The sequence below is a fragment of the Pseudomonas sivasensis genome, from assembly GCF_013778505.1.
Taxonomy (GTDB): Bacteria; Pseudomonadota; Gammaproteobacteria; order Pseudomonadales; family Pseudomonadaceae; genus Aquipseudomonas; species Aquipseudomonas sivasensis.
Map to the genome: position 1 here is coordinate 88,108 of NZ_JAAOWU010000018.1, position 24,788 is coordinate 112,895.

The following is a 24,788-nucleotide window of genomic DNA, read 5'->3' on the forward strand; positions in this document are numbered from 1 at the left end:
GACTCCCACATTGATCCGAGGGTGTTGGTTACTGCTGCGCGATGCTGTAACCCGCAAACGCCGTCTGCTGTTGCAGTGCAGTAATCACGCTCTTGCGGCTCAGCGGCTGCTCGACGCCGGCGTTGTCCACAAAGCTTTCGACTTGCAGCTCGGCTTCATCGCCTTCACCCACAAAGCTGAAGCCCAGGAACTCGAACGCCTCGCGGTCGACGTTCAAGTTGGAACGTGGCGTGCGCAGCGGCAGCGTGACGCTGATGCCGTCCTTGCTGATCACAAACACTTCAGCTTCTTTCTTGGGGCGAGCCGCCTTGCCCTTGCCGGCGCTTGGGTTGCTGATGGCCTGGTGAGACTGGTTCAGCACCTTGAGGGCCAGGCCGTAGACCAGTTCCTGAAACTCGGGGTCGTCCTTGAAGCTGGACAGGATGCGGCTGATGGAGAATTTGCTGCTCAGGTCTTCCAGCGCGATGTTATCGGCGGCTTCGGCGTCCTTGAGCTGCTTGAGCTGGCCCATCAGGTCGTAGGCCTTGTCGTCGTCGAAGGCGTCGTGGGCCTGGCGGATGGCGACGCGCAGTTCGCGGATCTGGTCGCTTTCCTTGGAGGTGTGAAAGGCGTCCAGCACCATCTCGCTGATGATCTTGGCGGCTGGCACGTGCTGTGAAAGATTGATGGCGTTTTCGTATTCAGCTTTGGCGTGCAAGGCGACTACGGATTCTTCGGCGGAGTGTTCGGTGTAAGAATCGGACATTGAAATTTCACTACTTCAGTAAACGGGGAAGACAAAAAAGCGTCGCGCATTTTCAGGGGGGAGGGGGATCAGGTCAAGGCAGCACAATGCCCCTATCGCGGCGCAAGGCTGCCGACCGGCGGATACGGGCGTTAAACCAATTGCTTGAGGCACGCTTGAAGAATATCCAGTCCTTCTTCCAGCACCGCAGGCTCAATGGTCAGTGGCGCCAACAGGCGAATGATGTGCCGCGACCTGCCGCTGGGCATCAATAGCAACCCGGCGTCTCGCGCCAGGCTCAACAATTGGGTCAGTTGCTGAGGCGCTGGCGTGCCGTCGGTGCTGGTCAGTTCGATGCCGCGCATGGCGCCGACGCCGGTCAGGCGGCCCAGGTACGGCGACAGGCGCTGCGAACGCCAGGCTTCATAACGGCCGACGATCGCTTCTTCCTGCTGCGAGCCCCACTCCTGCAAATGCTCATCGGTCATTGCATCGAGGGTGGCCAGCGCCGCTGCGCAGGCAATGGGGTTGCCGGAGTACGTACCGCCCAACCCACCTTTGGGCAGGTTATCCATCAACGTCTTGCGCCCGACCACTGCGCCCAAGGGGACGCCGCCGGCGATGCTTTTGCCGAGCAGGATCAGGTCCGGTTCTATCCCCAGGCGCGAGAAGGCAAAACGCTGGCCGGTTCGGCCGAAGCCGGATTGGATTTCGTCAGCGATCAACAGGATGTCGTGTTCATCGCAAAAGCGCCGCAGCGCCTGAGCGAACTCGATATCCAAGGCGAGGAATCCGGCTTCGCCCTGCACCGGTTCGATGATGAAACAGGCTACGTCGCTGATATCGATTTCCACACTGAACAGTCGATCCATAGCCTTCAGTGCCTCAGCGCAGCTCACGCCGTTATCGGCGCTGGGGTAGGGCAGGTGATACACCGGGCCGGGCAGGACGCCGACCTTTTGTTTGTAGGGCGCCACTTTGCCATTGAGGTTGAGAGTGGCCAGGGTGCGGCCGTGGAAGGCACCGTCAAAGGCGATCACTGCAGTGCGGCCGGTGGCGCCGCGGACGATCTTCAAGGCATTTTCCGCGGCTTCCGCGCCGCTGTTGGTGAGCATGCCGCTGACGGGGTAGTTCACTGGGATAAACGCTGTCAGGCGATCCATGAGTTCGATGTACGGCGTGTGCGGCGCGGCGTTGAACGCATAGTGGGTCAACTTCGTCGCTTGTTCACGAAGAGCCTCCACCACACCGGGATGGCAATGGCCGAGGTTAAGCACGCCGATGCCGCCGACAAAATCGATATAGCGCTTGCCCGTGGTGTCCCAGACTTCGGCGTTCTTGCCGTGGCTGAGGCTGATGGGATGAACGATGGAAATCGACTGGCTGATGGTTTCGCGGCTCATGAATCTCGGACTCGGCAGTGGCGGGCGTCGTTTTATCTAAGCCGCAGGCCAGCCCTTGTCGCAAACGAAATAAAGTCGCCGGGTCATTCCAAATCGGAAGGAGCCGTTGCCAAAAGTCGTTTGTGGCAACGCGCTGAACCCGTCAAGCGCGGCCTCAATGCGCTGTGGAGCAGAGGCGGCATCCAGTACCCGCCGCCAGTACGTTGACGGGCTTGACCTACTCCGACACCCCATCTTTCCCCGCCGCTTTGGCGCGATACAGTGCCTGGTCGGCACGCGCCATCAGGGCGGCGGGGGATTCATCCATGCGGCGCTCGGCCACGCCCAGGCTCAGGGTGACGGTGAGATCTCCGCGCATCGGGATCTTGCGCATCGTTCGGCAGATGTTCTCAGCCAGCGCCCTGGCGGTTTCCAGTGAGCTTTTGGGCAGCACCACCATAAACTCATCACCTCCCCACCGAGCCAGTAGGTCGCCTGGACGAATGCAGCTCTCCAGGCATTCCACGACGTGCACCAGGGTTTGGTCGCCCACGCCGTGGCCATGTCGGTCATTGATTGGTTTGAAGTCATCGATATCCACCGCGATCAATGCCAACGGCAGGCGAAAACGCTGTGCGCGGCCGCACTCTTCCAGCAGTACTTTTTCCAGGCGGTAGCGGTTGGCGACGAGAGTGAGGGCGTCCCGTTCGGCCAGGGAGCGGTTTTCGTTCAGCTGTAGTTGTAATTGCTGATTGACCCGCGACAGCTCGCGCGTCCGCTCGGCCACCAGTGCCTCAAGGGATGATTGCGTCGCTCCAACTGTTCAACGGAGGATTTGCGCAGATCGATGTCGCGATGGGCGCCCACCATCCGTGCTACCGAGCCGTCCTCATTGCGCGCAATGACATAGCCGCGATCCTCGATCCACAGGTAGCTGCCATCTTTTTTGCGGCAACGGTATTCGGTTTGGTAGTGAGGGGTACGCTGGTGGACGTAGTCATCGAACACCGTCATCACGCGGGGATAATCGTCCGGATGGATAACGTTTTCCCAGGTAAACACGTTGTTTTCCAGGGAATGGCGAGGGTAGCCCAGCATTTCGTACCAGCCTGGGTTGCGGTAGACGAACCCGGTATTGGCGTTCCAGTCCCAGATGCCGTCGCTGACCAGCTCCAGCACGGCATGCAACATGTCGGCGTTAAGGTGGGAAAAATCATGGTCCAGCGGGTTGTTGCCGGAAGTATCGTCCATCTGCGCATTCCTTGCGTGGGCAGGCGCCTAGGCCTGCCAATGTTGTCGCCGATACTCCGTGGCTGGGGCTACTGTACAGCAGGGATTAAACGCTTTGAATAGAGTGGGTATGCTGCTTTTGGGTGATGGCTATTGGCTATTGTTGCGGCGCCACCATCCTCGTCCGAGGGTTGCCGTCCGCGTTGTGCTGGTAAATAGCCTCAGGCTGCCCCCGCTCGTTGAAAAACACTTGGCCAATTCCGGCCGAATTCCATAACCGTTCACCGGCTTCGGCATGTTCCGGGATATGGGGGACCACCTGCATGGTGCGGCGGCGAGTGAACCAGTTCAGGGGCGATCGCGGCGAATAAAGCCAGCGGTTGAGGCGGTCGAACCATTCCAGCAATCGAGGTGGGAATTCGTTCTTGATGCCGCTGCTGGTGATCTGCCAGATTCTGGGGCCGGCGTTGCGGTGGCGGATCAGCACTTCATAGACAAACGAGTAGTGCACGTCGCCCGAGAGGATCACGTAGTTACCCGGCGTGCGCGAGTGGCGGAAGATGTTGAGGATGACCTGAGCTGCGCCGCGATGAGCCATCCAGTTCTCGGCGTCCACCAATAACGGATGGCCGCACCAACTGAAGATTTTTTGCACGGTCTCGATCAGCTTGACGCCAAAAATCGGCGCGGGAGAGACGATGATGGCTGAGGGATGATCGAGCAGCTCTTGTTGCAGTTCGCTCAAGGCTTCCCAGTCAAGGAGGCCTGATGGGTGCTTGAGCGTGAATTCGCTGCGCCAGCGCCGGGTGCGGGTGTCGAGCACCACCAAGGCCGGCGTTGTGGGCAGGACGTAATGCCACTGCTGGAACTTCAGCAGTGTCTCCACCAACTGGTCCTGCGCGAGCGCGTCCAAGTGATTGTCCTGCGTGTGGGTGACCAGCGTCTGCGTTTGGCCCACCAGCTCAACAAAGGCATCCGGGTTATTCCCCCAACCCTGGCACAGCAGGTAGGCGAGCAGTGCGTTACCTATGATGCGTTTGGAAAACGGATGGCCGTAGGCGGTTTCTTCCCATTGGGCGCTGAGGTTCCAGTCGTCGGTGATGTCGTGGTCGTCAAAGATCATCAGGGTGGAGAGGTGGGCAAATACCCGTGCTACGTCCGGCAAACCCTCACGGAATGTATCCAGCGTCACTTGCTCACGCACATAGCGCGATGACTCCTCGGCGCTCAGTTGCGGCGGTTGTGGGGTGATCAGGTTCCAAGGGGCAGGCGACCACACCAGCAAGTACATCGCCATGACTTCGGCGAAGGTCACCAGATGGTTGTCGGCGGTGCTGCTGGTGAAAATCGGTTTTTTCACGCCGCCAAAAAAACGTTCACGCAGGGTCTCGTTGCTGTCCAGCGCCGGGAGCAGATCGGCGCGGTTGTAGTAGCTGGCGTGATGCCCGTAGAGGCTGGCGCTATCGTCTACCACGGCGCCTTCCAGGTATTCGTCGAACAGGCCCAGGCGCGCAATCAGCCCATGGATCGCGCGCAGCATCGGCCCGGCGACATCGTCGGCATACACTTGGTCGCCGCTCATCATCAACAAGGCCGGGCGCTCGGTTGGGTTCTGCGCATTGGCCAGCAGGCGATCAACGCAAAGCAGGCCTTCGTCGGCACTGTGGTGAGGTTTGCGGCACGAGCCGTGAACCAGTTGATGGATACGGCTGTGCAGCACGAAGTTCGGGTATTGGGCGTTGGCGTACAGCAAGTGGGGTGCCCACTGGGCTATGCCGGTGCCGTCGACGAGCAAGTCATAGTCGATGATCACATCCTGCGGCAGCGCCTTTTGCAGCCGTATATCAATCAGATGGACAAACGCCTCGCGGCCCACCTGCACGACTTGGCATTGGTCCTGGCCCAGCGGGATATCCAGGTGCTGCTCGGCAGATTGCAGCCTCAGGGTCAGGGTTAATGCTCGGCTTCCCACCAGCCACAACACCAAGCGTTGGGGTTCCAGGCGCCGCAGCAGAGGGCCGGCGAGTACGGCGGGCAAGGTGTCGGGATGTGGCATGCAGTAAAAGGCTCCGGCCAGGGTTGAACCGGAAAGATTAGCGCAACGGATGTCAGTGTTTTGTTAAGACGCGACGACCTACAAAGACGAGGGGCAGTGCACTGCCCCTCGTACGACGGTTTAAGGCAAGTTGCCCTTGCCCAGGCTGTCTAGGCTGCCGGTATTCCTGTGTCGGCCATCGCGCGCCGAACCGTCAGCGTCCTGAGGTTCGAGCTGCGATTGAGGGCCGTCGATGCTGCGCTTATTGCGTTGAAGGGGGGCGTCGTCATGCGGTGCAGTGGGGTATTGAGCAGGCAGAGGGGGAGAATTTATAGGGCCGAGCATGGAAGTATCCTTCTATCAGTCGAGGGTGACTTCGCCCTGTTGAGCGAAGTGGCGACAAACTTATAGAGGACGAGGGGCGTCGAGCTATAAACGCCCTGCTGCAAGATATGACGGAGGTTGAGGCCGCTCTCTAGAGCAAGCCATGTCTGGTTATTGCCACAGACCCCTTGCCACAAGGTCGCTGGCGTTTAGGTAGGTGAGTTTTCAATTACGTTCGGCACCGTAAACCGGAACTCGCTGCCGCGCCCCACTTCACTTTCAGCAATGATCTTGCCGCCGTGGGCGTGGACGATGCCCTGGGTGATGTAGAGCCCCAAGCCACTTCCCGTTGGATTGTTTTCGGTCTGGGTCCAATAGCGGTCGAACACATGGGGCAATTGCTCCGGCGCAATGCCCTCGCCGGAGTCGCGCACCGAAAACACGGTCTCCTCACCATTGCTCATGGCACTGATGCCGATAGTGCCTTGGCGCGGCGTGAACTTGATGGCGTTGCCGATCAGGTTCGAGAGCACCTGGAACATCCGCTCAGGGTCGCCGTTGATCACCAGATCAGGCTCGGCGCTGAACGACAGGTCGATGCCTTTTTCCATCGCCAGCGGTGCGAGCAACGAGTAAGCCTCTTCGAACATCTGGCTCACATCCAGCGCCACTGGCTTGACCACATAGCGCCCGGCCTCGATTTTCGAAGTGTCGAGCAAGTCTTCCAGCAGCACATTCATACGCCCGGCGGCTTGCTGCATGGTGTCGATGGCCGTGGAAATCCGCCGCGACGTGTGTGGGCCATCGGAGCTGAAGGCCTTTTGCATCATGCCGCACAACATCGAAATGACCGTCATCGGGTTGCGCAAGTCGTGGGATACCACCGCCACCAGTTCATCACGGGCGCGCACGGCTTGTTGCTCACGCGCTACCTGGCGTGCCAGGTCGTTTTCCAGGGCGGAGCGACGCAGGTCATTGGCGGCAAACAGGTCACCATGGCTCCACTTGGTGGAGATGCCGGCCATTTCCACTTTCCAGATTTCAAACGAAGTGCGTGGGCGAAGGCGCAAGCCAGAGTCGGAGTTTTCCAGATCCAGTGGCTTGTTCGGGTCGCCGCTCCAGTTGATGTTCTCCTTCACTTCCGGGCGGAACCACAGCACACCGTTATCCACCGGTTTAGGCAGGCTCATGGCCAGGACACCGCTGGCCATCTGCTGAAACTCAGCGGCCGGCGGGTAGACGGAGGCCAGGTTATGGCTTGAAAACACCGTATCGCCGCTCTCTTGAAGCCACTTGTGCAACGCGCGGATCTGCGCCGGCTCCGGGCAGTTGCCGTAGCGGTGCAGTTGCTTGTCTTCGATGATCGCCACACCGCCGGACAGGGTCAGGTCCATCAGCACTTGGCCTTGCAGGGCCAGGCCATCGAACACGTTGTCCGCCGAGGCTTTCATCGCCTGATCCAGCAACGCCAGGGCCTCGACTTTTTCCTCGCGCTGGCGGCTCAGGTCCAAGGCTTCCATGGCGCTGATCTGCAATGACAACACCTGGCCGATGGTCTGGCAGGCGGTGCGCAACTCGTTGGGCACCAGCAGCGGTTCACGGTTGCCGCAGCTGATCAGGCCCCAGAGTTTGTCGCCCTTCATCAGCGAGATGCTCATGGACGACAGCACACCCATGTTCTGCATGTACTGACAGTGAATCGGCGACACACTGCGCAGGGTGGCGAAGCTAAGGTCCAGCGGCTCACCATTGTCCGGGCGCAGTTTGGGCAGCAGTGGCACTGGCTCGTAGGCCGCGTTGGGAATGATGCGCAACCAGTTGGTGCGATACAGCTCGCGGGCCTGCTCGGGAATATCGGACGCGGGGAAGAACAGCCCGTTGAACAGTTCCATGGACGGCGCGGACGCTTCGGCGATCACTTGGCCGTGGCCTTCCTCTTCGAAGCGGTAGATCAGCACGCGGTCGTAGCCGGTCATGGCTTGGATTTCATGCACGCTGATTTCGTACAGCGCTTGCAGGGTTTTCGCCGCCTGCAAACGTTGCAGCATCTTGCCCAAATCACTGGTGCGACGATTCATTGCCCGCGGCTGGAAATTCTCCAGCAAGGGTTCGAATTCCAGTATCAGGACGCCCTGATGGCGATGCAGCAGGCCATCGAACTTGGCGCCGTTGAAAGTAACGTGCAGCGGCGGCGCGTCGATAAAGTTGTTGAGCTCGATCATGTGTTGCACAGCCTTAGCGTGCTCTGCGCCCAGCAACCGGTGCAGCGGCTGGTCCAGCAGCGTCTCCGGTGCATGATTGAACAGGCTGGCGACGTTGGCGCTGACTTGGATGATCTGCAAGCCGGGGTCAGACAGCGTCAGCAACACACCATGGGGCTGGATGGCCCCTGGAATGCGAATAGGCTCGTCCGCACAGTTGGCAAGCAGCTCTTCAAAATCATCGGGTTTCATAGCAATACCTCCTGGCTGTCGAGCCATTGCTCAAAGCAGCGGAATGTCGAACGGGCCGCGTCTACCGCGTGTTGTTTGGCTGGTGCGTCCAGCGGCTGGTGGCCCAGATAGTCGAGAAAGTCTTTCCAGCGCCGACCAGTCTCAGGGCCATACACATTGAGAAACGCACCGCCGTTATCGGCGTCCAGATCCAGGCGCTGAGCCATTTCCCGGCGCAGTACCTGGCCGCCCAGCGTAGCGCCTTCGAGCACATACAAGGCGCCCAGGCAGGCAGCAGGGGTATCGAGGAGCGGCAATTGGGTGCAGCGGGGCAGGTCGTTGATAGCCATGTCATTCAGGCCAAGGGCGAGAAGATCGCTCAACAGAGTGGGCGTTTTCACACGCAGCTCTGTGTCATAGCCATCAGGGATCAACTCACAATCGTACAGCGCGGCTTCCATTGGCCCATAAAACCCGTAATACGCCTGGAGCAAGCGTCGAAACCAGTCGGTATCCAGGTATTCGCTGAAAAACGGCAGGCGCTTTTCCAGCGCTACATGCAGCAGGGCCGTGCCTGTGCGCAACGCTTCCAACAACGAGGGCACACCACCGTCAGGGGCCTGTGAATGCATTCAATAAGCTCGAACTGTGGGCCTGCCGGCCATAAATGACGCATAGAATTGGGCAGTGATTCTACACACCTCATGGCCATTGGCTGTACGCACAAGGCGAAAAGCCTGACCAGCGGATCAGAAAAGTCTCTCCTTGCTCATTAATGACCGCAGTGTTTGTCCCAAAGTTCGGCTTCAGTGATGTTGCGATGCTATCAATGCAGGTGCGGGCTTTGCTGGGTCAGTGCCGTTTGCACACACTCAATCAGGTGTTCGGCGCTCCACGGTTTCGGTAGAAACCGCACAGAGCTACCCAGTTGCGCCGCGATCTTAGTGTTGCCGGATGTCAGCACTACCTTTACCTCTGGCCAACGATGGGCCACTACCCGGCTCAAGTCATAGCCGTTGAGCAAACCTGGCATCTGAACATCACTGACAATCAGGTCGACCGGTTCATCATCCCGCTCCAGAAAAATCATCCCTTCATCCGCCGAAGGAAATGACGTCACATGAGCCCCAAAATCCTCAAGTACATCCACCATTAACGAGCGAATGATCTCGTCGTCTTCCAGTACTAAAATCGATGGCTGAGCCATGATCGTTACTCCACCATCAGGGTTCAGTAAGGTGGAGTGGAAGACCATCGGATAGGTTCGATTGGATATGTCCAAAACGATGGGTGGTTACTCAGAGGGTCTATTTTGCTTGTTTGCGGGGAGGTGCGGCACGATCCCTGTGCTCTGCAATGCACGCAAAAGGCTGTCGACCCTGAATGCTCCCCTGATCGAGCGTGGACCGAAGCGCTGATCTGGATGGGCATGCGTTCCTGACAAACAGGCATAATCGCCCGCATTCGCCGATGTGGAGTTCCCATGAAGTACGTCCTGCTCACCCTCGCCCTGATCCTTAACGCCCACTCAGCCCTCGCGGCCGGCGACGCCGAGGCGGGTGGAAAGCTCTTTACCAAGACCTGCGGCGGCTGCCACAGCGTCGGCGAAGGGGCGCGCGGTGGGTTCGGCCCGGAACTCAACGGCATCATCGGCAGGCCTGCCGGCACCACCACCGACTATCAGTATTCTGACGCGATGAAAAACTCCGGCGTGGTCTGGACGCGGGACAAGCTCGCCGCCTATATCGAGGCACCGAAGAAGGTAGTGAGCGGTACGCGGATGATCTTTTGGGGCATCAGTGATCAGGAGAAAATCGACAACATCCTGGCCTACCTCGAAACCTTCCAACCCAAATAATCACTCCCGCACATTTCTGAACAGCATCAACCGCGCGCTCTCATGCAGCCCACGGGTCAGCGCCTGCAAACGCTGAAACTCTGCGGGATGTTGCGTTGCCACATCCTCTCGCGGTGTCTTTGAGGCCAGGTCATGCAGGGTCGGTGAGCTGCCGTCGTGTTGCATTTGCAAAAGGAAGTGTTGGGTCACGCCGCCGATGATTGGGAACGTCCCCTCACGCAACACCAGCGGCACCACGCGCTCGCCTTCCGGAGCAGGCTGTTGGATATCCCGGCCCATGGCGCCATTGGTGAACGGCACGCCTGCCATGCCCGCAACGGTCGGCAACAAATCCGCCAGGCCCACCGCCTGTTCGATCACCCTAGGTGCCAGGCCCGGCGCGTGGATCAACAGCGGCACGTTGTTGCTTTCCAGCCCCAGCTGTTCAAAGGCAGGCGCCATGTGCGGGATCTGGCTGATGCGCGTGTTGTGGTCGCCGAAGAACACAAAAATGCTGTTGTCGTAGTAACCACCGGCCTTGGCGATTTCCATCAAGCGGCCGATGTTGTAGTCGAGCAGGCGCACTGCGTTGTATTGCTCGACACTGCGCGAACCGGCTGCCTGGACTTGCTCCAGGGTCACGTTCGCCACCTGGAAACCGTCGTTGTCTTTGGGAATCGTGAAAGGTCGATGGTTGCCGGAGGTTTGCAGGTAGGCGAAGAACGGCTGGTCCTTGGGCATCCTGCTCAACAGTTCGTCACCTTCCTTGAACAGGTCCAAGTCTGAAATACCCCACACATCCACCCGTGGCGATTGCCAGTCGCTCTCTTCAAACAGCTGCACGTCGTCGATGCTCTGGCGGATCAGCGCGTTGATGTTCGCCCAGCCGGCGTTGCCGCCGATCATGTAGAACTTCTGATAGCCCTCGAATGCGTTGATCAGCGTGTGTTGCCGGGTGATCAGCGGATTGCGCGTGGCAGTCTCCTGGCGGGTGACGTCGGGCACGCCGGTGATGCTGGCCCAGACAGTCTTGGCGGTGCCGGTGACCGGTACGTAGAAGTGCTTGAAGAACCAGCTTTGGCTGGCCAGTTTATCCAGGTTCGGCGTGGGATTGAGCGGGTTGCCGTAGGCCCCGACGGCGCTCGTGCCAAGGGATTCGAGCATCACGAAGATCACGTTCAGCGGGCGCTCGCTGGCCAGGCGATAGGGCTGCACACCCTGGTGGCGGGTGAAATTCAGTTGCTGGGCGTCCGGTTGATCCACCCCCAAGTACTGGGCGACTTGCGGGTAATGCTTACGCACCTGGGCTTCATCGAACTGCGATTGGCCGACCTTGAGGGTGTCGTACAAAAACAGCACCGGGTTGAGGCCCACGGCGGCCACCTGGCTGTTGCCGGAAAAGAACGCATCGCTCCAGCGCAGCGGCACCGGGTTTTCCAGGTTGAGGTTGGCCACGCGCCCCAGCAGGGCGAGCAGCACGGCGACCACGCCAACCACTGAGACTGACGTCACCGCCCATCGATTAATGGGGGTTGGCGCACGGTCCAGGGTCAGGCGCTCCAGGCAGATCAACGCCCATACCCACAACCCCACTGCCGCCAGCCAGCAGGCGGTTATCCACAGCACTGGATAGGTTTCCCACACCATCTGTTGTGAAATCTGTGCGTCTTGCAGGTAGCGCAGCACCGTCGCATTGATGCGTACGCCGAGGTAGGCGTAATGGCCGAAGTCGATGATGTACACCAGGCCGATCATCGCCAGTGCGACCACCAGGTAGGCACGTGCCAGCCAGCGCAGGACTGGCAGCGTGGTGAGGTTCCAGCGCGGCAGCCATGCCAGCACCGCCAGCGGCAGCAGCAGCAACACCGCCAGGCGCAGGTCGAAACGCAGGCCGATGCCGAGGGTTTCCAGCAGCGCCGGGGTTGTCACATCAAGGCCGGAAAAACCCAGCACAAACACCAGTCGCAACGCAGCCAGCAGCACAAACACCAACCCGATCGCGCCCATGCCGTAGCGCAGGCGACGTGATTGCAACGCACTCATCAAATTTTCCATTCTTTAAAGCAGTACAGTTTGAGTTGCATTAATCCAGCGACTACGCAGTAGCCTGCCAAGAGCGGATCAACCAGATAATCCCAATAGTTCTCTGAGGCCTTGAGCCGTAATGCGAACGCCAGCGTGCCGATCACCAACATCCACACCGCCAGCGCATTGCGCAGCCACAGCATCAACAGCGCCGCCACCGCGACCAGCACAATCATCGGTCGAGGGTTGAAGCCCAAGCGGTACGGGTCGAAATAGGTCAGGCCTAACGTGGCCGGGTATAGCACCAGGCTCAGCAGGCCAAACAGCAGCAACATCTGCACCTGATGCGGTCGAGCCAGCGGCTGCACCACGCCCAGACGGCTGAGCGCAACCCACCCCAACAACACCAGCGTGCTGATCGCCAAATCATCGGTAAAACTGCGGACATAGGCCGCCAATGGCAGCTCATTGATCGGGATAACGCTCACCACCACCAGGACTGGCAGCAACCACGGTCGCCATCGGGCGGTAAATCGAAACGTGCTTAACAGCACAAACCCCAACAGCACAAAACTCAAATGCGCCTGCCATAGCAACACCATCACAGACGCTCCGCCAGCCAGGCTTCGTTGAAGCTGACATGTTTGATAAACGTGTTATTCCATGAGTACACCAGGTGGTACATACCGTCCGGGCTGCGGCTGAAGTACGGGTACTCGTACTCGAAATCGCAGCCACGGGGTTTGCACACGCGGTAGTCGAGGCTGCTGAGAAAACGTTGCTCCAGCGGTAAACGCTGCGCGCCGCTGGAGGCGCGAAAGCCTTCGCCGATGATCTCTTTATAAGCTTCGGGGGCGAACGGTTGGCCGAGCGGGTCCGGTGATTCGTCCAGTTGCACCACAGTGCGCCACTGGCTGAGCTGGGCGTCGGTGCCATAGAGGCTGAGCTTGAAGCGGCCGTCCTGCAGGTCATTGAGCGCCACCAGCAACCCATCGTCCACCGTGCCCACCGCCGCCAGCGACGAGTTAGGGTTGGCCGGTTCCAGCGGGTACGGCTGGCTCCAGGTTTGCCCGGCGTCTTCAGTGCGGCTGGCCAGCACGCGGTGATGGGTGTCGCCGGCATAGCGCAACATCGCCACGGCGCGTTGGCCGTCCAGGGGCACGATGGTCGGTTGCAGGGAATTCTTGCCGCGGCTGATACGGAATTTGTCGATCACCGCTCCGTCTGCGCTCAGGTACAGGTACTCGGCAAACTTGCCCATGAACTCGTGGTACACCGGCAGGCCGATGGAGCCGTCGGCGTGGAACACCGGCGCGGCGCGGACCAGGGTGCTGATATTGAAGAACGGCGAGGTCACCAGTTGCCGAGGGGCCGTCCAACTGGCCCCCAGGTCATCCGACACCATCACGTTGATCGCACTGGTGGCCCAGCCGCCCACTGACACCGACACATAAAACATCCACAGGCGTTTATCCGGCGCCAGGGCAATTACCGGGTTGCCGAGCTTGCGGATATAACGCTGGGTTCCGTCGCGGGTGCTTTCCCGCGTGGCCAGCACCTGTTCGGCGCCCCATTCGCCGGTACGTGCATCAAAGCGCGCGGTGCGCACCTGCACATCAGCGGCACCTTCGCGTGAGCCGGCGAACCACACCGCCATCAAGTCGCCGCCGGGCAGGGCGGTCACGGATGAGGAGTGCACAAAGTCGGTGAGCTGGGTGGATACGAACCGGCTGCTGTACTGCGCCGGCGCCGCCACTTTTGCGGTGTTCGGGCTGGTCTGGGCAAACGGCGCCAGCACATGGGGCGGATGGCTTTGCCAGGCAGCGAAAAACACTGCCAGCAGGCTGCATATCAATAAGGCGGAGCGCATAGGGAACCTGTGGGTAAAAGGATTACTGCGCACGTTCATCCGGCAGGCGCTTCCTGCGACCGGTGAGCATGGATAACGGCAGGTTGTCCCGCACCTGGATACTTTCAAACACGGCAGCCAGTACATGCAGGCAAACCAAGCCAAGCAGCGCATTGGCGGCGGTCTCGTGGACTTGCAGCGGCCAATCGGCGCCCCAGAGGGCATCGACTTCCTGCATCAAAAAGCCACTCACGCCGACGGTGAGTAACGCCAGCAACATCAACAGCATCACCAGCGCGCCAATCGGCGAATGCCCCAAGCGGTGTTGCGGCTTACCCTTGAGCAACGAGCACGCGTGGGCATTCAGCCTTTTTGGCGTAGGCCAAAAGTCTGCCCACAGTGCGCTGCGCGGTCCGACAAATCCCCACACCGTTCGCACCAGCAGCCAGGCCATGGCGTAATAACCCAGCCAGACATGCCAGTCGTCGCCGGCTTCGTTGAAGAAGTAATTGGCGACGAAGACCCCGGCGATAGAGGCGTGGAACAGCCTCACCAGCGGGTCCCACAGGCGTAGGGATTCGCCTGGCATCAGCCTTTGATCTCAGTCTTCACGGCCTTGCCGGTGACCGGGTCGTGGTAGATCTCAACTTTGCGCTTGTCCTTGTCGAACCCGTAGATCTCATAGCAGTTGCCATCAGTGACCTTGAACTTGCTGATGGTGTAGCCCTCGGCCTTGAGCTTGTCCTGGAAGGCTTTTTCGTCTTGCCATTGCGAGCGCTCGGCGGTGGTGCATTGCGGGCCGGCGAAGGCCAGGGGGCTGGCGAGGATCAGGGACAGCAGGAGAATTTTGCGCATGGAAAAGCTCTCAGCAAATGTGGGAGATTTCACAGTGCAAAACCAACCTTAGGGCAACCTTAGTTGGCAACGAGCCGTAACATCTTTGCTGAAATAGCCCCGGCCATAACCCGGCATGATGCCGCCGATTCCTACAGAGATTTTGCTATGCGCCTACTCCTTGTCGAAGATGACCGTGCCCTCGGCCAAGGGATTCGTGTGGCCTTGGGTGCCGAGGGCTACACCCTGGATTGGCTGCAGGATGGCGTTGCGGCGCTGCATGCGTTGCGCACGGAGAGCTTCGATCTACTGCTGCTGGACCTCGGCCTGCCCCGCCTCGACGGCCTCGACCTGTTGCAGCAACTGCGCGCCGAGCAACATGATCTTCCGGTGCTGATCCTAACCGCCCGCGACGGCACCGCCGAGCGCATCGCCGGATTGGACGCTGGTGCCGACGATTACTTGGTCAAACCCTTCGACGTCGAAGAGCTCAAGGCACGCGTGCGCGCGCTGTTGCGCCGCAGCCAGGGCCGCGCGCAACCGATGCTCGAACACGCCGGCGTCAACCTCGACCCCGCCACCCAGCAGGTGCGTTACCTGGATGAGGACATCATCGTCACCCCCATGGAATATCAACTGCTGCACCAACTGATGGTACGCCCCGGCAAAGTGGTGACCCGCGAGCGCTTGTCTCGCGCGTTGTATGGCTGGCAGGACCGCGTCGAAAGCAACACCTTGGAAGTGTTGATCCACAACCTGCGTAAAAAGTTATCCACCGAGCTCATACGCACCGTGCGCGGCGTTGGCTATGTGCTGGTGCTCAAGCCATGACCTCCGTGCGCGCGCGCATCCTCGTGCCGGTGCTGGTGTTGATCCTGCTCGGCGATGCCCTGATCAGTTGGCTGGTGCTGCGCGACAGTCACCACGAAATCGAAGAAGTCTACGACGCCCAACTCGCCCAAAGCGCGCGCCTGCTGCAAGGCGTACTGCGCCAGCGTGACCCCGGCGAGGCGGATTGGGACCGCTTGTACCAGGCGTTTGATCAGGCCATGAGCCGCGTGGGCGAAGAGGGCGTGGCCCATCCCTATGAAACTCGCCTGACCTTCCAGGTGTGGCGCAGTGACGGCCAGCTACTTGTACGCTCAGCCGAAGCGCCGGTGCTGGCAGCACCGCCCGCGACCCTTGGTTCCCACGACATCATGGACAACGGCAACGACTGGTGCGCCTTCCTCCTCGCCGACCCGCAACAGGGCCTGTTGATTTGGGTGGGCGAGCGCGACGACATCCGCCAAGACGTGATCCAACGCATCATGCGTCACACTCTCTGGCCGACCCTCATCGGCGTGCCGCTGCTGACGGTGTTGATCTGGCTGTTAATCGGTTGGGGTCTCAAACCCCTGCGCGCCATGGCACTGTCGATTCGTGGACGCAATTCCGACACCTTGCAACCGCTGCACCTTAAACCGCTGCCCTCCGACCTGGAACCCATGCAAACCGCGCTCAACCGGCTGTTGGTGCAGGTGGACGAGTTGTTGGAACGCGAACGCCGGTTCATCGCCGACGCCGCCCACGAACTGCGCACCCCCCTGGCGATCCTGCGTATCCATGCGCAAAACGCCCAAAGCGCGGAGACAGTGGAGCAACGACGCGAGGCATTGGAATTTCTGGTAAGCGGTGTCGACCGCGCTACCCGCATCGGAAGCCAGTTACTGACCATGGCGCGCATCGAGCCGCAGTTGAACAACCCTGTGCGCAGCCGTGTGCAATTGACAGAGTTAGTACGCGAAGAATTGGCAGAACTTACCCCGCTGGCCATGGAGAAAGGTGTGGAGCTGGTGCTGGAGGGTGACGAAGAATGCTGGGTTGAAACCGAGCCCGTGGCACTGGCCATCGCCCTGCAAAATCTGGTGACCAACGCTCTCAACTTTTCCCCGCCGGGCAGCGAGGTGAAGGTGGTGATTGGTGCTTTTTGCCTGAGCGTGCAGGACCAGGGGCCGGGGATTGATGAAGCGGAAATCGGGCGTTTGTTTGAGCGGTTTTATAGCCGTGACAATGCCAATGGCGCCGGGTTGGGGCTGGCGATTGTCGAGATGATCGTCGGCAAGATCGGCAGCCGGCTGGCGTTGCACAACCTGGAGCGTGGTGGGTTGTGTGCGCGGTTGGTCTTTAACGAAGAAATCCAGAACAGCAGCCCTTCAACTGCCTGAGCTGAAAGGGCATGTGTAGTGAGCGTGCGTGCCCCGCGCTGGTCTGCGAAGCAGCCCCAACTCGGCCACCGAGATTTTCCATAGGAACCGCAGGGCTTGGTTTCAGGGCCGCTTCGCGCCCCAGCGCGGGGCAAGCCCGCTCACCACAAAAAAAGCCCGCTCACCAGGGAGATCCTCGTCAGCCTTTAGTCGGCGAATGGAGTTTGAATGCCCCTTGGCTCACTTAGTCGTGTGAGGTAAGGAATAAGTCAAAGTGAGTGGGCAGCTTTAGAGCAATCGCTTTTTCTATCTTGAGTACTTGTTCTTCCGTCAATAGATAGTCAAATACGCAATCCTCCAGTTTCTCCCACCCCATAATGTCCATCAGGTCTTGAGTGGACAGAGGTAGCGCCTGTTCAAAGGACGCAAAGTCCTCGTTAGGCAAAACGCCCATAACTGAGTGGTTCATGGTTCTACCGTCCTTTCAGGCTTGGCTGGCTTACGTTGGTTACCGGTCAAATGATCGAACTCGCCGAGATGAATTCCGCGCTTGGAGTACTTTTCCACAGCGCCATGTTGAGCGTCCCATTCATAGATCGTTCCATCGGGATCTTTCCATCTTGGGCGTTGGCCACCCCCGTCATTGGAGTTTTCGAGCGAGCCCACTTGGCTTTCGGAAATGCAGCTAGGAGTTTTGGTTTGGGGTGATAGGTATGATCCCCAGCCCGAACACTGACCACCACATACAACGGCCGAACCCCCCACTCCACCGGGAACACCAGAATAAAATCCCGATATTCCGGCGGATAAACCGGGTTCACCAAAATCTGCGCAGCCTTCTGGTTTGGCGGGTAAATCCAAATTACCGGCGCCTGCGGTGCAGCCTCCAACGCTGGGATTCCCAGGGCGTCCCCCGGATTCAACCGCAGGCGTCCAGATCAGCTCCACACCTTGGCCCAAATCCGCCACAAACTGATCGCCACGGCTTTGCAACTGCACCACATCGATCATCTGCCAGTCGGCATTGTTGCCGGTGTAAAACCCATAGCCCTTGAGCGTGCCGCCCTCCAACTGCTCAACATGCAAACGCATCTGTGAGCGCGCCCGTTGCATCGAGCGCAATTGCTCATCGCTGTACAGCGCGCTATCACCCAGCGCCGATGGCCAAGCCAACGCCACTAACCCCGTCAACAACGCCCCGGCTACAGAGCCGACAGCAGTCGCTGCCGACTCCAACACCGCTGCACGCAACGCCAACTGCCCCAAGCCAACGGGCAATGCGCTTCCGCTGATCTTGCGCAGCGAGACCGTTCCCCGAGCGTCCACTTCACGCCCGCCCAGCAGGCTGAAATGTCCGTATTCCTTGACCAACTCCAGCGGTACGAAACCGCTGGGATCGGCGTAGTGGGTGATGCCGTCGGGCAGTTGGCAGGGTTTGGTGAATACGCAGCCGGGAGGCTTGGTGGGGGAGGGGGCTGGCGCGGGAGGACGGTCGAGTAGATGGAGCGGTGGCGAAAAAGGCCGTGCCGGTTGCGGTGTCAGGATTCGCTGTTTGAGTTGTTGTTCTTCGGTGAGAGGGTATGCGCGCTCTGACATGACAGGCTCACCTCCTTGTGCGGGGACGTGAGCCTAAGAGGGGTATGAGCGGACTAAGTCGGATTTGTTCGATGATGGGTGTGGGAAAACGAGACAGGGGTCAGAAGGGCGCTATCGTTTCGAATATTTTGATTTTTACCTGCTGATCAGGTCAGCAGGTGCTTGGAAATCAACCGCGAAATCTCAACAATCGACGTCTTCCCCGTAAATTCAAATTTCACCTTCCCCAGCGAAGAAAAGTAAATCTCCAACTCCGAATCCAGATCAAACGTGCCGGACGTTTCCACCGAGTACGCCACGATATTTTTATACGGCAGCGACGTGAAGTCCTTCTTGCTCCCGGTAATCCCCTGCACGTTCACGGCGATGATGCGCTTGGTGGTAAACACTACGCCGTCGCGCATGGCTTTGTAGGCGTCGACCACTTCCTCGCCGTCCAGCAGCAGGGCGGCTACGCGTTCGGCGTATTCGTTGTTTTGTTTGAGCTTGAAGAAACCTTTGTTGTTGAAGTCGATCATGGGCCTGCCTCGTGGGTGTATGCCGATTTGCTCGTGGATCTGTATCTAACGCGGGCATTTTGAACGCCCTACCATGGCGACCAACCTTACAACCTTGCCCAGATGTTTCAACAACCGGAGCCGCACCATGCCTGAACTATCCAGCTGGCTTGCCTATGCGCTGATCTCCCTCGGCATGGTGCTGACGCCCGGACCGAACATGATTTACCTCATATCCCGCTCGATCTGTCAGGGCCGTACGGCTGGATTGATTTCCCTGGGCGGCGTGGCGTTGGGTTTTTTGGTTTATATGCTTTGTGCGGCGTTGGGAATTACCGCGTTGGTCATGGCGGTACCGTTTGCCTACGACGCGCTGCGGTTTGGTGGGGCGTTGTACCTGGCCTATATGGCGTGGCAAGCGATCAGACCGGGCGGGCGTTCACCGTTTCAGGTGCGCGATTTACCCAAGGACAGCCCACGCAAGCTGTTCACAATGGGGCTTGTGACCAACCTGCTGAACCCTAAGGTGGCGGTGATGTATTTGTCGTTGCTGCCCCAGTTCATCGACCCGAACGGCCATGGCAGTGTGCTAACACAATCACTGGTGTTGGGCTTTACGCAGATTTTTATCAGCGTGGGTGTCAACGCGGTGATTGCCACCCTGGCGGGCTCCATTGCGGTGTTTTTCGTCACCCGGCCCGGTTGGCAAGTGGTGCAGCGCTGGCTGATGGGCTCAGTGCTGATGGGGTTGGCGGCGCGCATGGCGGTGGAAGGTCGGCGGTAGGTCGCCTCACTGGATGTCTTTCAGATAATCCTTGAGGGTGGTTAACGGCTCGGGCAGTTGATCCAGTTGATGGGCATTTTGCACAGCCGCCGCCAGCCGTTGCAGTTCACGTCCCAGTACTGTGTCGGCACCGCCCACCGCCATCAAAGCCTGGCCCGCACAGTCATCAATCTTCACCAAGATTTCAGCCAAATCCCCCTGCCGCACCAACAGCCCAAACACCTCCCTGTCATAGCCAACCATCACCGGATCATCCCGCAAAACCGGGCTGCCACCGTCCACCTCATGCACCAACTTGAGTGCAAAAAGCGCCACAGCTTCCAGCGTCAATTCCATGGTCTTGGTTCCTCAACATACGGGGGGAGGGGGATGATCACTGTTCTGTGTGTGAAAAAAAAGACCTGGCCCACTTTGCGGCGTGCATCACATTAAGGCCTCTGCACAAGGAACGATACTAATTGGCCATGTTCCAACTCGCCGTGCCAAGCGCACCCAAGCAGCCCGCTTTATCTACTTACAAGGACGCAAGCCCCCATGCCCTCATCCCCTTTTCAATCGCCTTCCAATACTGGTGAGCTGATCGCCAGCTTCCGTCATGGCAAAGCCTTTCTTGTGGTCAGTTTGATCTTTGGTTCTGTGATGCTGGGGATGGCCGGGTTTGTGCTGTACCTGAGCACCATCCTGCCGCAGGGCAACAATGGCCCCGTCACTCTCCAGACGTCACGCGGCATGACCTTGAATTTCAGCGACCCGCTTATGGTGTTTTATGCCACCAGCGCCTTGCTGGCGGTGATCGGCCTGAGCATGTTTGCGGTCTACGCCTGGCACAAAAAGCTGCGTGCGCCCCGTTATGACGTGTACGAGCATGGCATCGAGCGCTTCGTGAACGATGAGCGCGAATACACGGCCTTTGCCGATATCGAGGACCTGTATCTGTTCGGCTCCGGCCAAACCGTGCTGACCGGTATGGTTACCAACGTTGCCTATCGCCGCAATGCTTCGGAACCGTTTCACCGGGTGATCGAGACCCTCAAGGGCTTTCACGATTTCCAGCAACTGGTGCGTGAACTGCACGTACGCGCACGCCTGCCGGCGGTGGCGGCGACGCTGGAGGCGGGCGGGGCGGTAACGTTCAATTGCATCAGCACTGCGCAGGTCTGGGGCAAGCGGGTCAGCGGCAACTTCCTCAAGATCACCACGACGCCAATTCTGGTCAGCGCCGCCTTCCTTGAGTACCAGGGCCGCAAAGTGCCGATGGCATCGTTGCGCACCGTCGACCTCAACGCCTGGACCGAGAACGTGGTGGTCAAGGACGACAGCGGCAAGCCCGTGCTGTCGACCATCGCCACCGGCATCCTCAGCCATGATCTGTTCCTCAACACCCTGGATGTGGTGTTTGCGGTTGAAGAACAAGCCCGTGAGTTGGCCTAAGCCCAGGAGTATCAAACGATGATTTATCGCGGCGCAGGCTGGCTCACGCTGTTCACTCCGGTGGCCATGGTGCTGTTGTTGATGGGGTTGTGGCCTGATCCCAGCGTCAAGCCAGGCAATGTCTCGCTGATGCAGTTCCTGATAGGCGCGGGTGTTGGCTCGGCGATCAACGTGGTGCTGGGCTTCGTGCTCAATCGGCATCCGCACGCTGATGGGGTGCGCCATCACTTCTTTTTCATGCCGATGCAGTGGCCGGCGCTGGTGATCACCGTGGTCTGTGCGCTGATCGCCCTGTTGAAATAAACCTACCGGCCGCTCGGCAAGGGCGGCCGCGTGTCGCGTTGTTCCAGATTGACGCGGAGCGTGGTGTACGTGTCGCCATCGGCCAGGTAGAGGTTGCTTCGGTACACCTCGACTGCACCATCGAGTTTGATGTACAGGCCATTGGCGACCCGTTCGATCACTACATTCTGCAAGTCGGTGTCCGAAACAAGGAACGGTGGCTTCTTGCCCAGGCGCACCTTCATCACCTCGTCGCTGCTTTCGTAATCGTCTGCGTAGAACCGCAGACTTTTGGGCTCCCCTGCGTTCCTCGCGTCTTGCACGATGTACACCCACTGCCCGGGTATGAACGCTTGCTTGAGGACTATTTGCGACGGGAATTGCGGTTTATGTACGAGCGCGTAAGCCAACAGCACTGCCAGGCAGGTTAGAAAGGCCCAACCGAGAAGCGTTTTGGTCCGTTGAGTCATCACTTTGCTCAGCTGTAGTCGAAGGTAAATAACACCATGCCTTCAATCGGCTCGTAGAACATCACGATCAAGTCGGCCCCCGCGGTGCGGTAATGCCAGCCGGGCACGCTGGCGACGTGGAAAAACCGGTTGCCGGCCGGGCTCAAGGGATACACGTTCGAATCGCCACGGTCGGGGTCCAGTTCAATGATCTGCATCGGAAACTCCACCGACTCCACCCAGTTAGCCAAGCCGTCGACTTCGCCGCCCAGTTGGGTGACAAACTCCACCGCATCCAGCGGCTCGCCGTCTTCGCGCGCCAGTACCCCGTGGGTGTTGAACCGCTCGACCGTGCGGGCAAATGCGCGGTGTTGCTCAGCACAGTGACGCTCCAGGTCCGCCCGCGCTCCGGGGTGAGGGTCGGCCAGTTGCGCGTTGCCTGCATGGAGAAAGAAGTAGCGCGGGTCGCCGCATAGGCGGTATCGCCCCTGCTCAAGCTGAAATCCGATCCAGTTGGTTTTCAGCAGGTCACCGTGAAAGCCGTCCCATTCGGTCAGCTCGCCGACAAGACTCTCATAGGGCTCCAACGGGCTCAGCATGTGCACGACGCCCGACCATTCGGGATTCACCTGGCTCAGGTCAAGGCTGAAGAGCGGATGCAGATGCTTGGCCAGTTCCAGTTGATCGGCGACGAACACGTCTTCAATCGCCGGAAAGGGCTGCATGCCTGTGGGGATTTGGGTGAAGTCTTGGGAGAGCGTATTGGTCATGGGGTGTCTTCCTTGATCGTGGATATCAACGCAAAAAATCAGGTAACGGGCATGTTAACGCCATGCCCCTCGGGTAAGCGCGGTGCCGGGCAATTCCAACTGTATATACGCAATCACCGCGACCATTACTGCGCAAAACAGCCATTGGAGCGCACTCAGCCCGGCAATCCGATAGATCGCCTGCAACGGTCGCCGCCAGCGGTACTCATACTCGGCAGGTGCCCAGCGTGCCGGCTGGAGCACGCCGATCAAACCGGTCACTGCGTAGGTAGCAAGCCCCAACCACCCAAGCCATTGCCACACGACAAAACCCAGCGCTACTAATGGACCGCCGTTGCGGATCACCCGATAGCGGCGGTCGGGGATCCATTTGCGGCGCACACACCAGCGGCTGACGCGTTGGTCGAGGTCTTGCAGGCTCTCGGCCATGACGGTCCAGTAGGTCAGCAGCCACTGGCCGACGCGGGCCATCAACCAGCCGCCCAGTAGGTATAGCGGCAGCATCAATAAGGTCGGGCCGAGTGCGAATCGGCTGGAGAGACTACCCAACGCCAGGCAGGTTGCAAGGACGGCGGTGGCTCGTTTCAGGCCGTGGCGGGTGGGGCGATAGCCGACGAGGGCCTGCCAGAACCACGGGTTGTGATTGGGGAGCAAGCCCAGCAGGTCGGGGAACCGTGTGGAAAAGGCTGCGGACAGTTGCTCGCAGGCCTGCCAATCGGCTTCTCCGAACGTGGCGGCCAATTGCGCTTGCTGCGCGGGTTTTGCACACATCAAAAACAACGCCGCCGCACCCGGTTGTTGCGCCTGATCTCGCAACGCGTTCAGCCAGACGTATTGCTCGCTGCGCCGGACCAGGGCCTGCCACCGCGCTTGATCGATAGGCACCGCAGCGCCAGCGTCCCAGGCGAACAGCTGGCAGACCTGTTGGAAAAGAGTCGGCGACCAGCTTTCTTGCACCGTGAACAGGTGCAACACCTGCACCTGCAACGCCTGGTGATGGGTCAGGTCAACCAGCCAGCCCTGGCGGCATGCCCGCTCCAGTCGTTCGAAGAACGCTCGAGGCTGGGCGTCTGCCAGGTATTTTTCAAGATCGTCGTACAGCGCGCACTTGAGTGCGTGGACCAGGCGTTGATGGGGAAAACCGCCGCTGTTTATTTGCTGCCATGGCGTGAGCCATTGGCGTTTTTCAACGCCCCAGGTCAACAGCGGTAGATGCCGGTCGGGTGCGTTGACGCAACGCTGGAACAGCAGTTGTTCAAAGTCGGCGGCACACCCTTGTGCCACGGCGCGGGCCCAGCATTCGTCGACTTTCCAGTCATCGAATTCGGCCAGCAGCGCCATTGCTTGTTCATCCGCAGCAGGGGGGAGGGCGTGGGCGACGAGGCTGTCGCCGGCACGCAGTCGCTGCAACGCCCGCTCGTACGCTTCTCGCAGACGCTGGAAGGCGACGGGATCAACGTCCGGCCGCGTTACCTTGAGCAGCTTGGCGTACTGGCGTTTGAGGGTGCGCTCGTCAGGGCTGGCCAGCAGATCGTCCATGTTCAGCATCGCCAACCGTTCTTTCAGGGGGGAGGGCGATGATCACTGTTCCTGCGCGCTAAAAACAACCCCGCTGCTCACCGCTCCAATATCCATTCCACCCGGCGGTTATGCGCCCGCCCTTGCGTCAGGCGATTGATAGCGGGACTTATCAGGTCTGCGCGGATTCAGTGTGAGGGGAGCTAAGTCTGTGCGCCGGGCGCGCATTGCTGGGGTGGGGCTGCTGGATATATTTTGGATCTTGCGGGCTGATCACAGGAGTGGGCTATCTATGCATCTATCTATAGCTGCGCTGCTGCTGGTGTTGCGTGTACCGCCGGTGATGCGCCGAATCCCCCGGCTTATTGCGAAAAAAGCACCTTCTGCAACAAAAGCGTAATTAACGCTTGACCGCAGATTCTGGAAGCCTATAATTCGCCCCACTTCCGGCGCAATCGAAACGGAAAACTACTTGGTAAACAATGAGTTACGCGGTTTTCGGCAGTAAGTTGCTTCAGTTCATCGAAGCCAAAAGGAAGTTGAAAAAGAGGTGTTGACAGCAGCGTGTAACGCTGTAGAATTCGCCTCCCGCTGATGAGAGAT

Annotated in this window: 23 protein-coding genes and 3 pseudogenes; 7 read left to right on the plus strand and 19 right to left on the minus strand. The window is 59.5% G+C overall.

Annotation, left to right across the window (positions count from 1 at the left end; genetic code table 11):
• Nucleotides 1–28 precede the first annotated feature (28 nt).
• The 7 genes and pseudogenes from G9Q84_RS24055 to G9Q84_RS24085 form a co-directional block, all read right to left on the minus strand.
• Nucleotides 29–745 (minus strand): hypothetical protein, encoded by a 717-nt coding sequence (locus G9Q84_RS24055; RefSeq protein WP_122755881.1) that lies wholly within the window; start codon nt 743–745, stop codon nt 29–31.
• A gap of 131 nt (nt 746–876) precedes the next feature.
• Nucleotides 877–2,127 (minus strand): 2-aminoadipate transaminase, encoded by a 1,251-nt coding sequence (locus G9Q84_RS24060; protein ID WP_181644200.1) that lies wholly within the window; start codon nt 2,125–2,127, stop codon nt 877–879.
• Between the two features lie 217 nt (nt 2,128–2,344).
• A pseudogene (locus G9Q84_RS24065) lies at nt 2,345–3,357 on the minus strand (sensor domain-containing diguanylate cyclase).
• Between the two features lie 136 nt (nt 3,358–3,493).
• Nucleotides 3,494–5,392: an alkaline phosphatase D family protein gene (locus tag G9Q84_RS24070; RefSeq protein WP_122755882.1), complete on the minus strand. Its 1,899-nt coding sequence runs from the start codon at nt 5,390–5,392 to the stop codon at nt 3,494–3,496.
• Nucleotides 5,393–5,904: 512 nt separating this feature from the next.
• On the minus strand, nt 5,905–8,148 hold the full coding sequence (locus G9Q84_RS24075; RefSeq protein ID WP_122755883.1) for an ATP-binding protein: 2,244 nt from the start codon (nt 8,146–8,148) through the stop codon (nt 5,905–5,907).
• Complete coding sequence (locus G9Q84_RS24080; protein ID WP_122680693.1) at nt 8,145–8,759, minus strand: biliverdin-producing heme oxygenase; 615 nt, start codon at nt 8,757–8,759, stop codon at nt 8,145–8,147. The genes G9Q84_RS24075 and G9Q84_RS24080 overlap by 4 nt, the downstream gene beginning before the upstream one ends.
• 194 nt (nt 8,760–8,953) lie before the next feature.
• Nucleotides 8,954–9,334: a response regulator gene (locus G9Q84_RS24085; RefSeq protein ID WP_122755884.1), complete on the minus strand. Its 381-nt coding sequence runs from the start codon at nt 9,332–9,334 to the stop codon at nt 8,954–8,956.
• Between the two features lie 276 nt (nt 9,335–9,610).
• Between G9Q84_RS24085 and G9Q84_RS24090 the strand changes: the two genes are divergently transcribed.
• The gene (locus G9Q84_RS24090; protein ID WP_099602192.1) at nt 9,611–9,985 is read left to right on the plus strand and encodes a c-type cytochrome; all 375 of its coding nucleotides are present in this window, start codon (nt 9,611–9,613) and stop codon (nt 9,983–9,985) included.
• Here the strand turns inward: G9Q84_RS24090 and G9Q84_RS24095 are convergent, their stop codons facing one another.
• From G9Q84_RS24095 to G9Q84_RS24115, 5 genes are read right to left on the minus strand one after another with little or no spacing between them, the layout of a single operon-like run.
• Nucleotides 9,986–12,007: an LTA synthase family protein gene (locus G9Q84_RS24095; RefSeq protein WP_122755885.1), complete on the minus strand. Its 2,022-nt coding sequence runs from the start codon at nt 12,005–12,007 to the stop codon at nt 9,986–9,988.
• Complete coding sequence (locus G9Q84_RS24100) at nt 12,007–12,591, minus strand: hypothetical protein (RefSeq protein ID WP_122680690.1); 585 nt, start codon at nt 12,589–12,591, stop codon at nt 12,007–12,009. The genes G9Q84_RS24095 and G9Q84_RS24100 overlap by 1 nt, the downstream gene beginning before the upstream one ends.
• Nucleotides 12,591–13,859 (minus strand): sialidase family protein, encoded by a 1,269-nt coding sequence (locus G9Q84_RS24105; protein WP_095186393.1) that lies wholly within the window; start codon nt 13,857–13,859, stop codon nt 12,591–12,593. The genes G9Q84_RS24100 and G9Q84_RS24105 overlap by 1 nt, the downstream gene beginning before the upstream one ends.
• 22 nt (nt 13,860–13,881) lie before the next feature.
• The gene (locus tag G9Q84_RS24110; protein WP_181644201.1) at nt 13,882–14,427 is read right to left on the minus strand and encodes a cytochrome b/b6 domain-containing protein; all 546 of its coding nucleotides are present in this window, start codon (nt 14,425–14,427) and stop codon (nt 13,882–13,884) included.
• A complete protein-coding gene (locus G9Q84_RS24115; RefSeq protein ID WP_032885640.1) occupies nt 14,427–14,693 on the minus strand; it encodes a PepSY domain-containing protein in 267 nt (88 codons plus the stop codon). Before G9Q84_RS24115 ends, G9Q84_RS24110 begins: the two co-directional genes overlap by 1 nt.
• A 147-nt stretch (nt 14,694–14,840) precedes the next feature.
• Between G9Q84_RS24115 and G9Q84_RS24120 the strand changes: the two genes are divergently transcribed.
• Nucleotides 14,841–15,503 (plus strand): response regulator, encoded by a 663-nt coding sequence (locus G9Q84_RS24120; RefSeq protein WP_032885641.1) that lies wholly within the window; start codon nt 14,841–14,843, stop codon nt 15,501–15,503.
• On the plus strand, nt 15,500–16,879 hold the full coding sequence (locus tag G9Q84_RS24125; protein ID WP_095186396.1) for a sensor histidine kinase: 1,380 nt from the start codon (nt 15,500–15,502) through the stop codon (nt 16,877–16,879). Before G9Q84_RS24120 ends, G9Q84_RS24125 begins: the two co-directional genes overlap by 4 nt.
• Before the next feature lie 223 nt (nt 16,880–17,102).
• Here G9Q84_RS24125 and G9Q84_RS24130 read toward each other — a convergent pair whose 3' ends face one another.
• From G9Q84_RS24130 to G9Q84_RS24140, 3 genes and pseudogenes are all read right to left on the minus strand, one after another.
• On the minus strand, nt 17,103–17,327 hold the full coding sequence (locus tag G9Q84_RS24130) for a pyocin S6 family toxin immunity protein (protein WP_095186397.1): 225 nt from the start codon (nt 17,325–17,327) through the stop codon (nt 17,103–17,105).
• Nucleotides 17,324–18,454, minus strand: a pseudogene (locus G9Q84_RS24135) (colicin E3/pyocin S6 family cytotoxin). Before G9Q84_RS24135 ends, G9Q84_RS24130 begins: the two are co-directional and overlap by 4 nt.
• Nucleotides 18,455–18,600: 146 nt before the next feature.
• Complete coding sequence (locus tag G9Q84_RS24140; RefSeq protein WP_032885644.1) at nt 18,601–18,972, minus strand: PH domain-containing protein; 372 nt, start codon at nt 18,970–18,972, stop codon at nt 18,601–18,603.
• Nucleotides 18,973–19,099: 127 nt separating this feature from the next.
• On the opposite strand from G9Q84_RS24140, the gene G9Q84_RS24145 reads away from it, so the two are divergent.
• Complete coding sequence (locus G9Q84_RS24145; protein ID WP_122755887.1) at nt 19,100–19,735, plus strand: LysE family translocator; 636 nt, start codon at nt 19,100–19,102, stop codon at nt 19,733–19,735.
• A gap of 6 nt (nt 19,736–19,741) precedes the next feature.
• On the opposite strand, the gene G9Q84_RS24150 is transcribed toward G9Q84_RS24145, so the two are convergent.
• The gene (locus G9Q84_RS24150; protein ID WP_122755888.1) at nt 19,742–20,071 is read right to left on the minus strand and encodes a hypothetical protein; all 330 of its coding nucleotides are present in this window, start codon (nt 20,069–20,071) and stop codon (nt 19,742–19,744) included.
• Nucleotides 20,072–20,269: 198 nt separating this feature from the next.
• On the opposite strand from G9Q84_RS24150, the gene G9Q84_RS24155 reads away from it, so the two are divergent.
• On the plus strand, nt 20,270–21,166 hold the full coding sequence (locus G9Q84_RS24155) for a hypothetical protein (RefSeq protein WP_122755889.1): 897 nt from the start codon (nt 20,270–20,272) through the stop codon (nt 21,164–21,166).
• An 18-nt stretch (nt 21,167–21,184) separates the two neighbouring features.
• A complete protein-coding gene (locus G9Q84_RS24160; RefSeq protein ID WP_032885648.1) occupies nt 21,185–21,469 on the plus strand; it encodes a hypothetical protein in 285 nt (94 codons plus the stop codon).
• A gap of 2 nt (nt 21,470–21,471) precedes the next feature.
• Here G9Q84_RS24160 and G9Q84_RS24165 read toward each other — a convergent pair whose 3' ends face one another.
• From G9Q84_RS24165 to G9Q84_RS24175, 3 genes are read right to left on the minus strand one after another with little or no spacing between them, the layout of a single operon-like run.
• Nucleotides 21,472–21,918, minus strand: coding sequence for a hypothetical protein (locus G9Q84_RS24165; protein ID WP_122755890.1), 447 nt, complete (start codon nt 21,916–21,918; stop codon nt 21,472–21,474).
• Between the two features lie 8 nt (nt 21,919–21,926).
• On the minus strand, nt 21,927–22,667 hold the full coding sequence (locus tag G9Q84_RS24170; RefSeq protein ID WP_122755891.1) for a hypothetical protein: 741 nt from the start codon (nt 22,665–22,667) through the stop codon (nt 21,927–21,929).
• 54 nt (nt 22,668–22,721) lie between these two features.
• Nucleotides 22,722–24,215, minus strand: a complete 1,494-nt coding sequence (locus G9Q84_RS24175) for a hypothetical protein (RefSeq protein WP_181644202.1) — start codon at nt 24,213–24,215, stop codon at nt 22,722–22,724.
• Nucleotides 24,216–24,411: 196 nt separating this feature from the next.
• Between G9Q84_RS24175 and G9Q84_RS29440 the strand changes: the two are divergent.
• Nucleotides 24,412–24,585 (plus strand): annotated as a pseudogene (locus G9Q84_RS29440) (protein-methionine-sulfoxide reductase heme-binding subunit MsrQ); the annotation flags it as partial.
• Nucleotides 24,586–24,788 lie beyond the last annotated feature (203 nt).

Coding starts and splice junctions, on each gene's coding strand:
- G9Q84_RS24165 (WP_122755890.1), bottom strand. CDS start 21,918: ATGACTCAACGGACCAAAACGCTTCTCGGTTGGGCCTTTCTAACCTGC.
- G9Q84_RS24120 (WP_032885641.1), top strand. CDS start 14,841: ATGCGCCTACTCCTTGTCGAAGATGACCGTGCCCTCGGCCAAGGGATT.
- G9Q84_RS24090 (WP_099602192.1), top strand. CDS start 9,611: ATGAAGTACGTCCTGCTCACCCTCGCCCTGATCCTTAACGCCCACTCA.
- G9Q84_RS24155 (WP_122755889.1), top strand. CDS start 20,270: ATGCCCTCATCCCCTTTTCAATCGCCTTCCAATACTGGTGAGCTGATC.
- G9Q84_RS24100 (WP_122680690.1), bottom strand. CDS start 12,591: ATGGTGTTGCTATGGCAGGCGCATTTGAGTTTTGTGCTGTTGGGGTTT.
- G9Q84_RS24125 (WP_095186396.1), top strand. CDS start 15,500: ATGACCTCCGTGCGCGCGCGCATCCTCGTGCCGGTGCTGGTGTTGATC.
- G9Q84_RS24160 (WP_032885648.1), top strand. CDS start 21,185: ATGATTTATCGCGGCGCAGGCTGGCTCACGCTGTTCACTCCGGTGGCC.
- G9Q84_RS24170 (WP_122755891.1), bottom strand. CDS start 22,667: ATGACCAATACGCTCTCCCAAGACTTCACCCAAATCCCCACAGGCATG.
- G9Q84_RS24130 (WP_095186397.1), bottom strand. CDS start 17,327: ATGAACCACTCAGTTATGGGCGTTTTGCCTAACGAGGACTTTGCGTCC.
- G9Q84_RS24075 (WP_122755883.1), bottom strand. CDS start 8,148: ATGAAACCCGATGATTTTGAAGAGCTGCTTGCCAACTGTGCGGACGAG.
- G9Q84_RS24070 (WP_122755882.1), bottom strand. CDS start 5,392: ATGCCACATCCCGACACCTTGCCCGCCGTACTCGCCGGCCCTCTGCTG.
- G9Q84_RS24080 (WP_122680693.1), bottom strand. CDS start 8,759: ATGCATTCACAGGCCCCTGACGGTGGTGTGCCCTCGTTGTTGGAAGCG.
- G9Q84_RS24175 (WP_181644202.1), bottom strand. CDS start 24,215: ATGCTGAACATGGACGATCTGCTGGCCAGCCCTGACGAGCGCACCCTC.
- G9Q84_RS24150 (WP_122755888.1), bottom strand. CDS start 20,071: ATGGAATTGACGCTGGAAGCTGTGGCGCTTTTTGCACTCAAGTTGGTG.
- G9Q84_RS24115 (WP_032885640.1), bottom strand. CDS start 14,693: ATGCGCAAAATTCTCCTGCTGTCCCTGATCCTCGCCAGCCCCCTGGCC.
- G9Q84_RS24145 (WP_122755887.1), top strand. CDS start 19,100: ATGCCTGAACTATCCAGCTGGCTTGCCTATGCGCTGATCTCCCTCGGC.
- G9Q84_RS24055 (WP_122755881.1), bottom strand. CDS start 745: ATGTCCGATTCTTACACCGAACACTCCGCCGAAGAATCCGTAGTCGCC.
- G9Q84_RS24140 (WP_032885644.1), bottom strand. CDS start 18,972: ATGATCGACTTCAACAACAAAGGTTTCTTCAAGCTCAAACAAAACAAC.
- G9Q84_RS24110 (WP_181644201.1), bottom strand. CDS start 14,427: ATGCCAGGCGAATCCCTACGCCTGTGGGACCCGCTGGTGAGGCTGTTC.
- G9Q84_RS24060 (WP_181644200.1), bottom strand. CDS start 2,127: ATGAGCCGCGAAACCATCAGCCAGTCGATTTCCATCGTTCATCCCATC.
- G9Q84_RS24095 (WP_122755885.1), bottom strand. CDS start 12,007: ATGAGTGCGTTGCAATCACGTCGCCTGCGCTACGGCATGGGCGCGATC.
- G9Q84_RS24105 (WP_095186393.1), bottom strand. CDS start 13,859: ATGCGCTCCGCCTTATTGATATGCAGCCTGCTGGCAGTGTTTTTCGCT.
- G9Q84_RS24085 (WP_122755884.1), bottom strand. CDS start 9,334: ATGGCTCAGCCATCGATTTTAGTACTGGAAGACGACGAGATCATTCGC.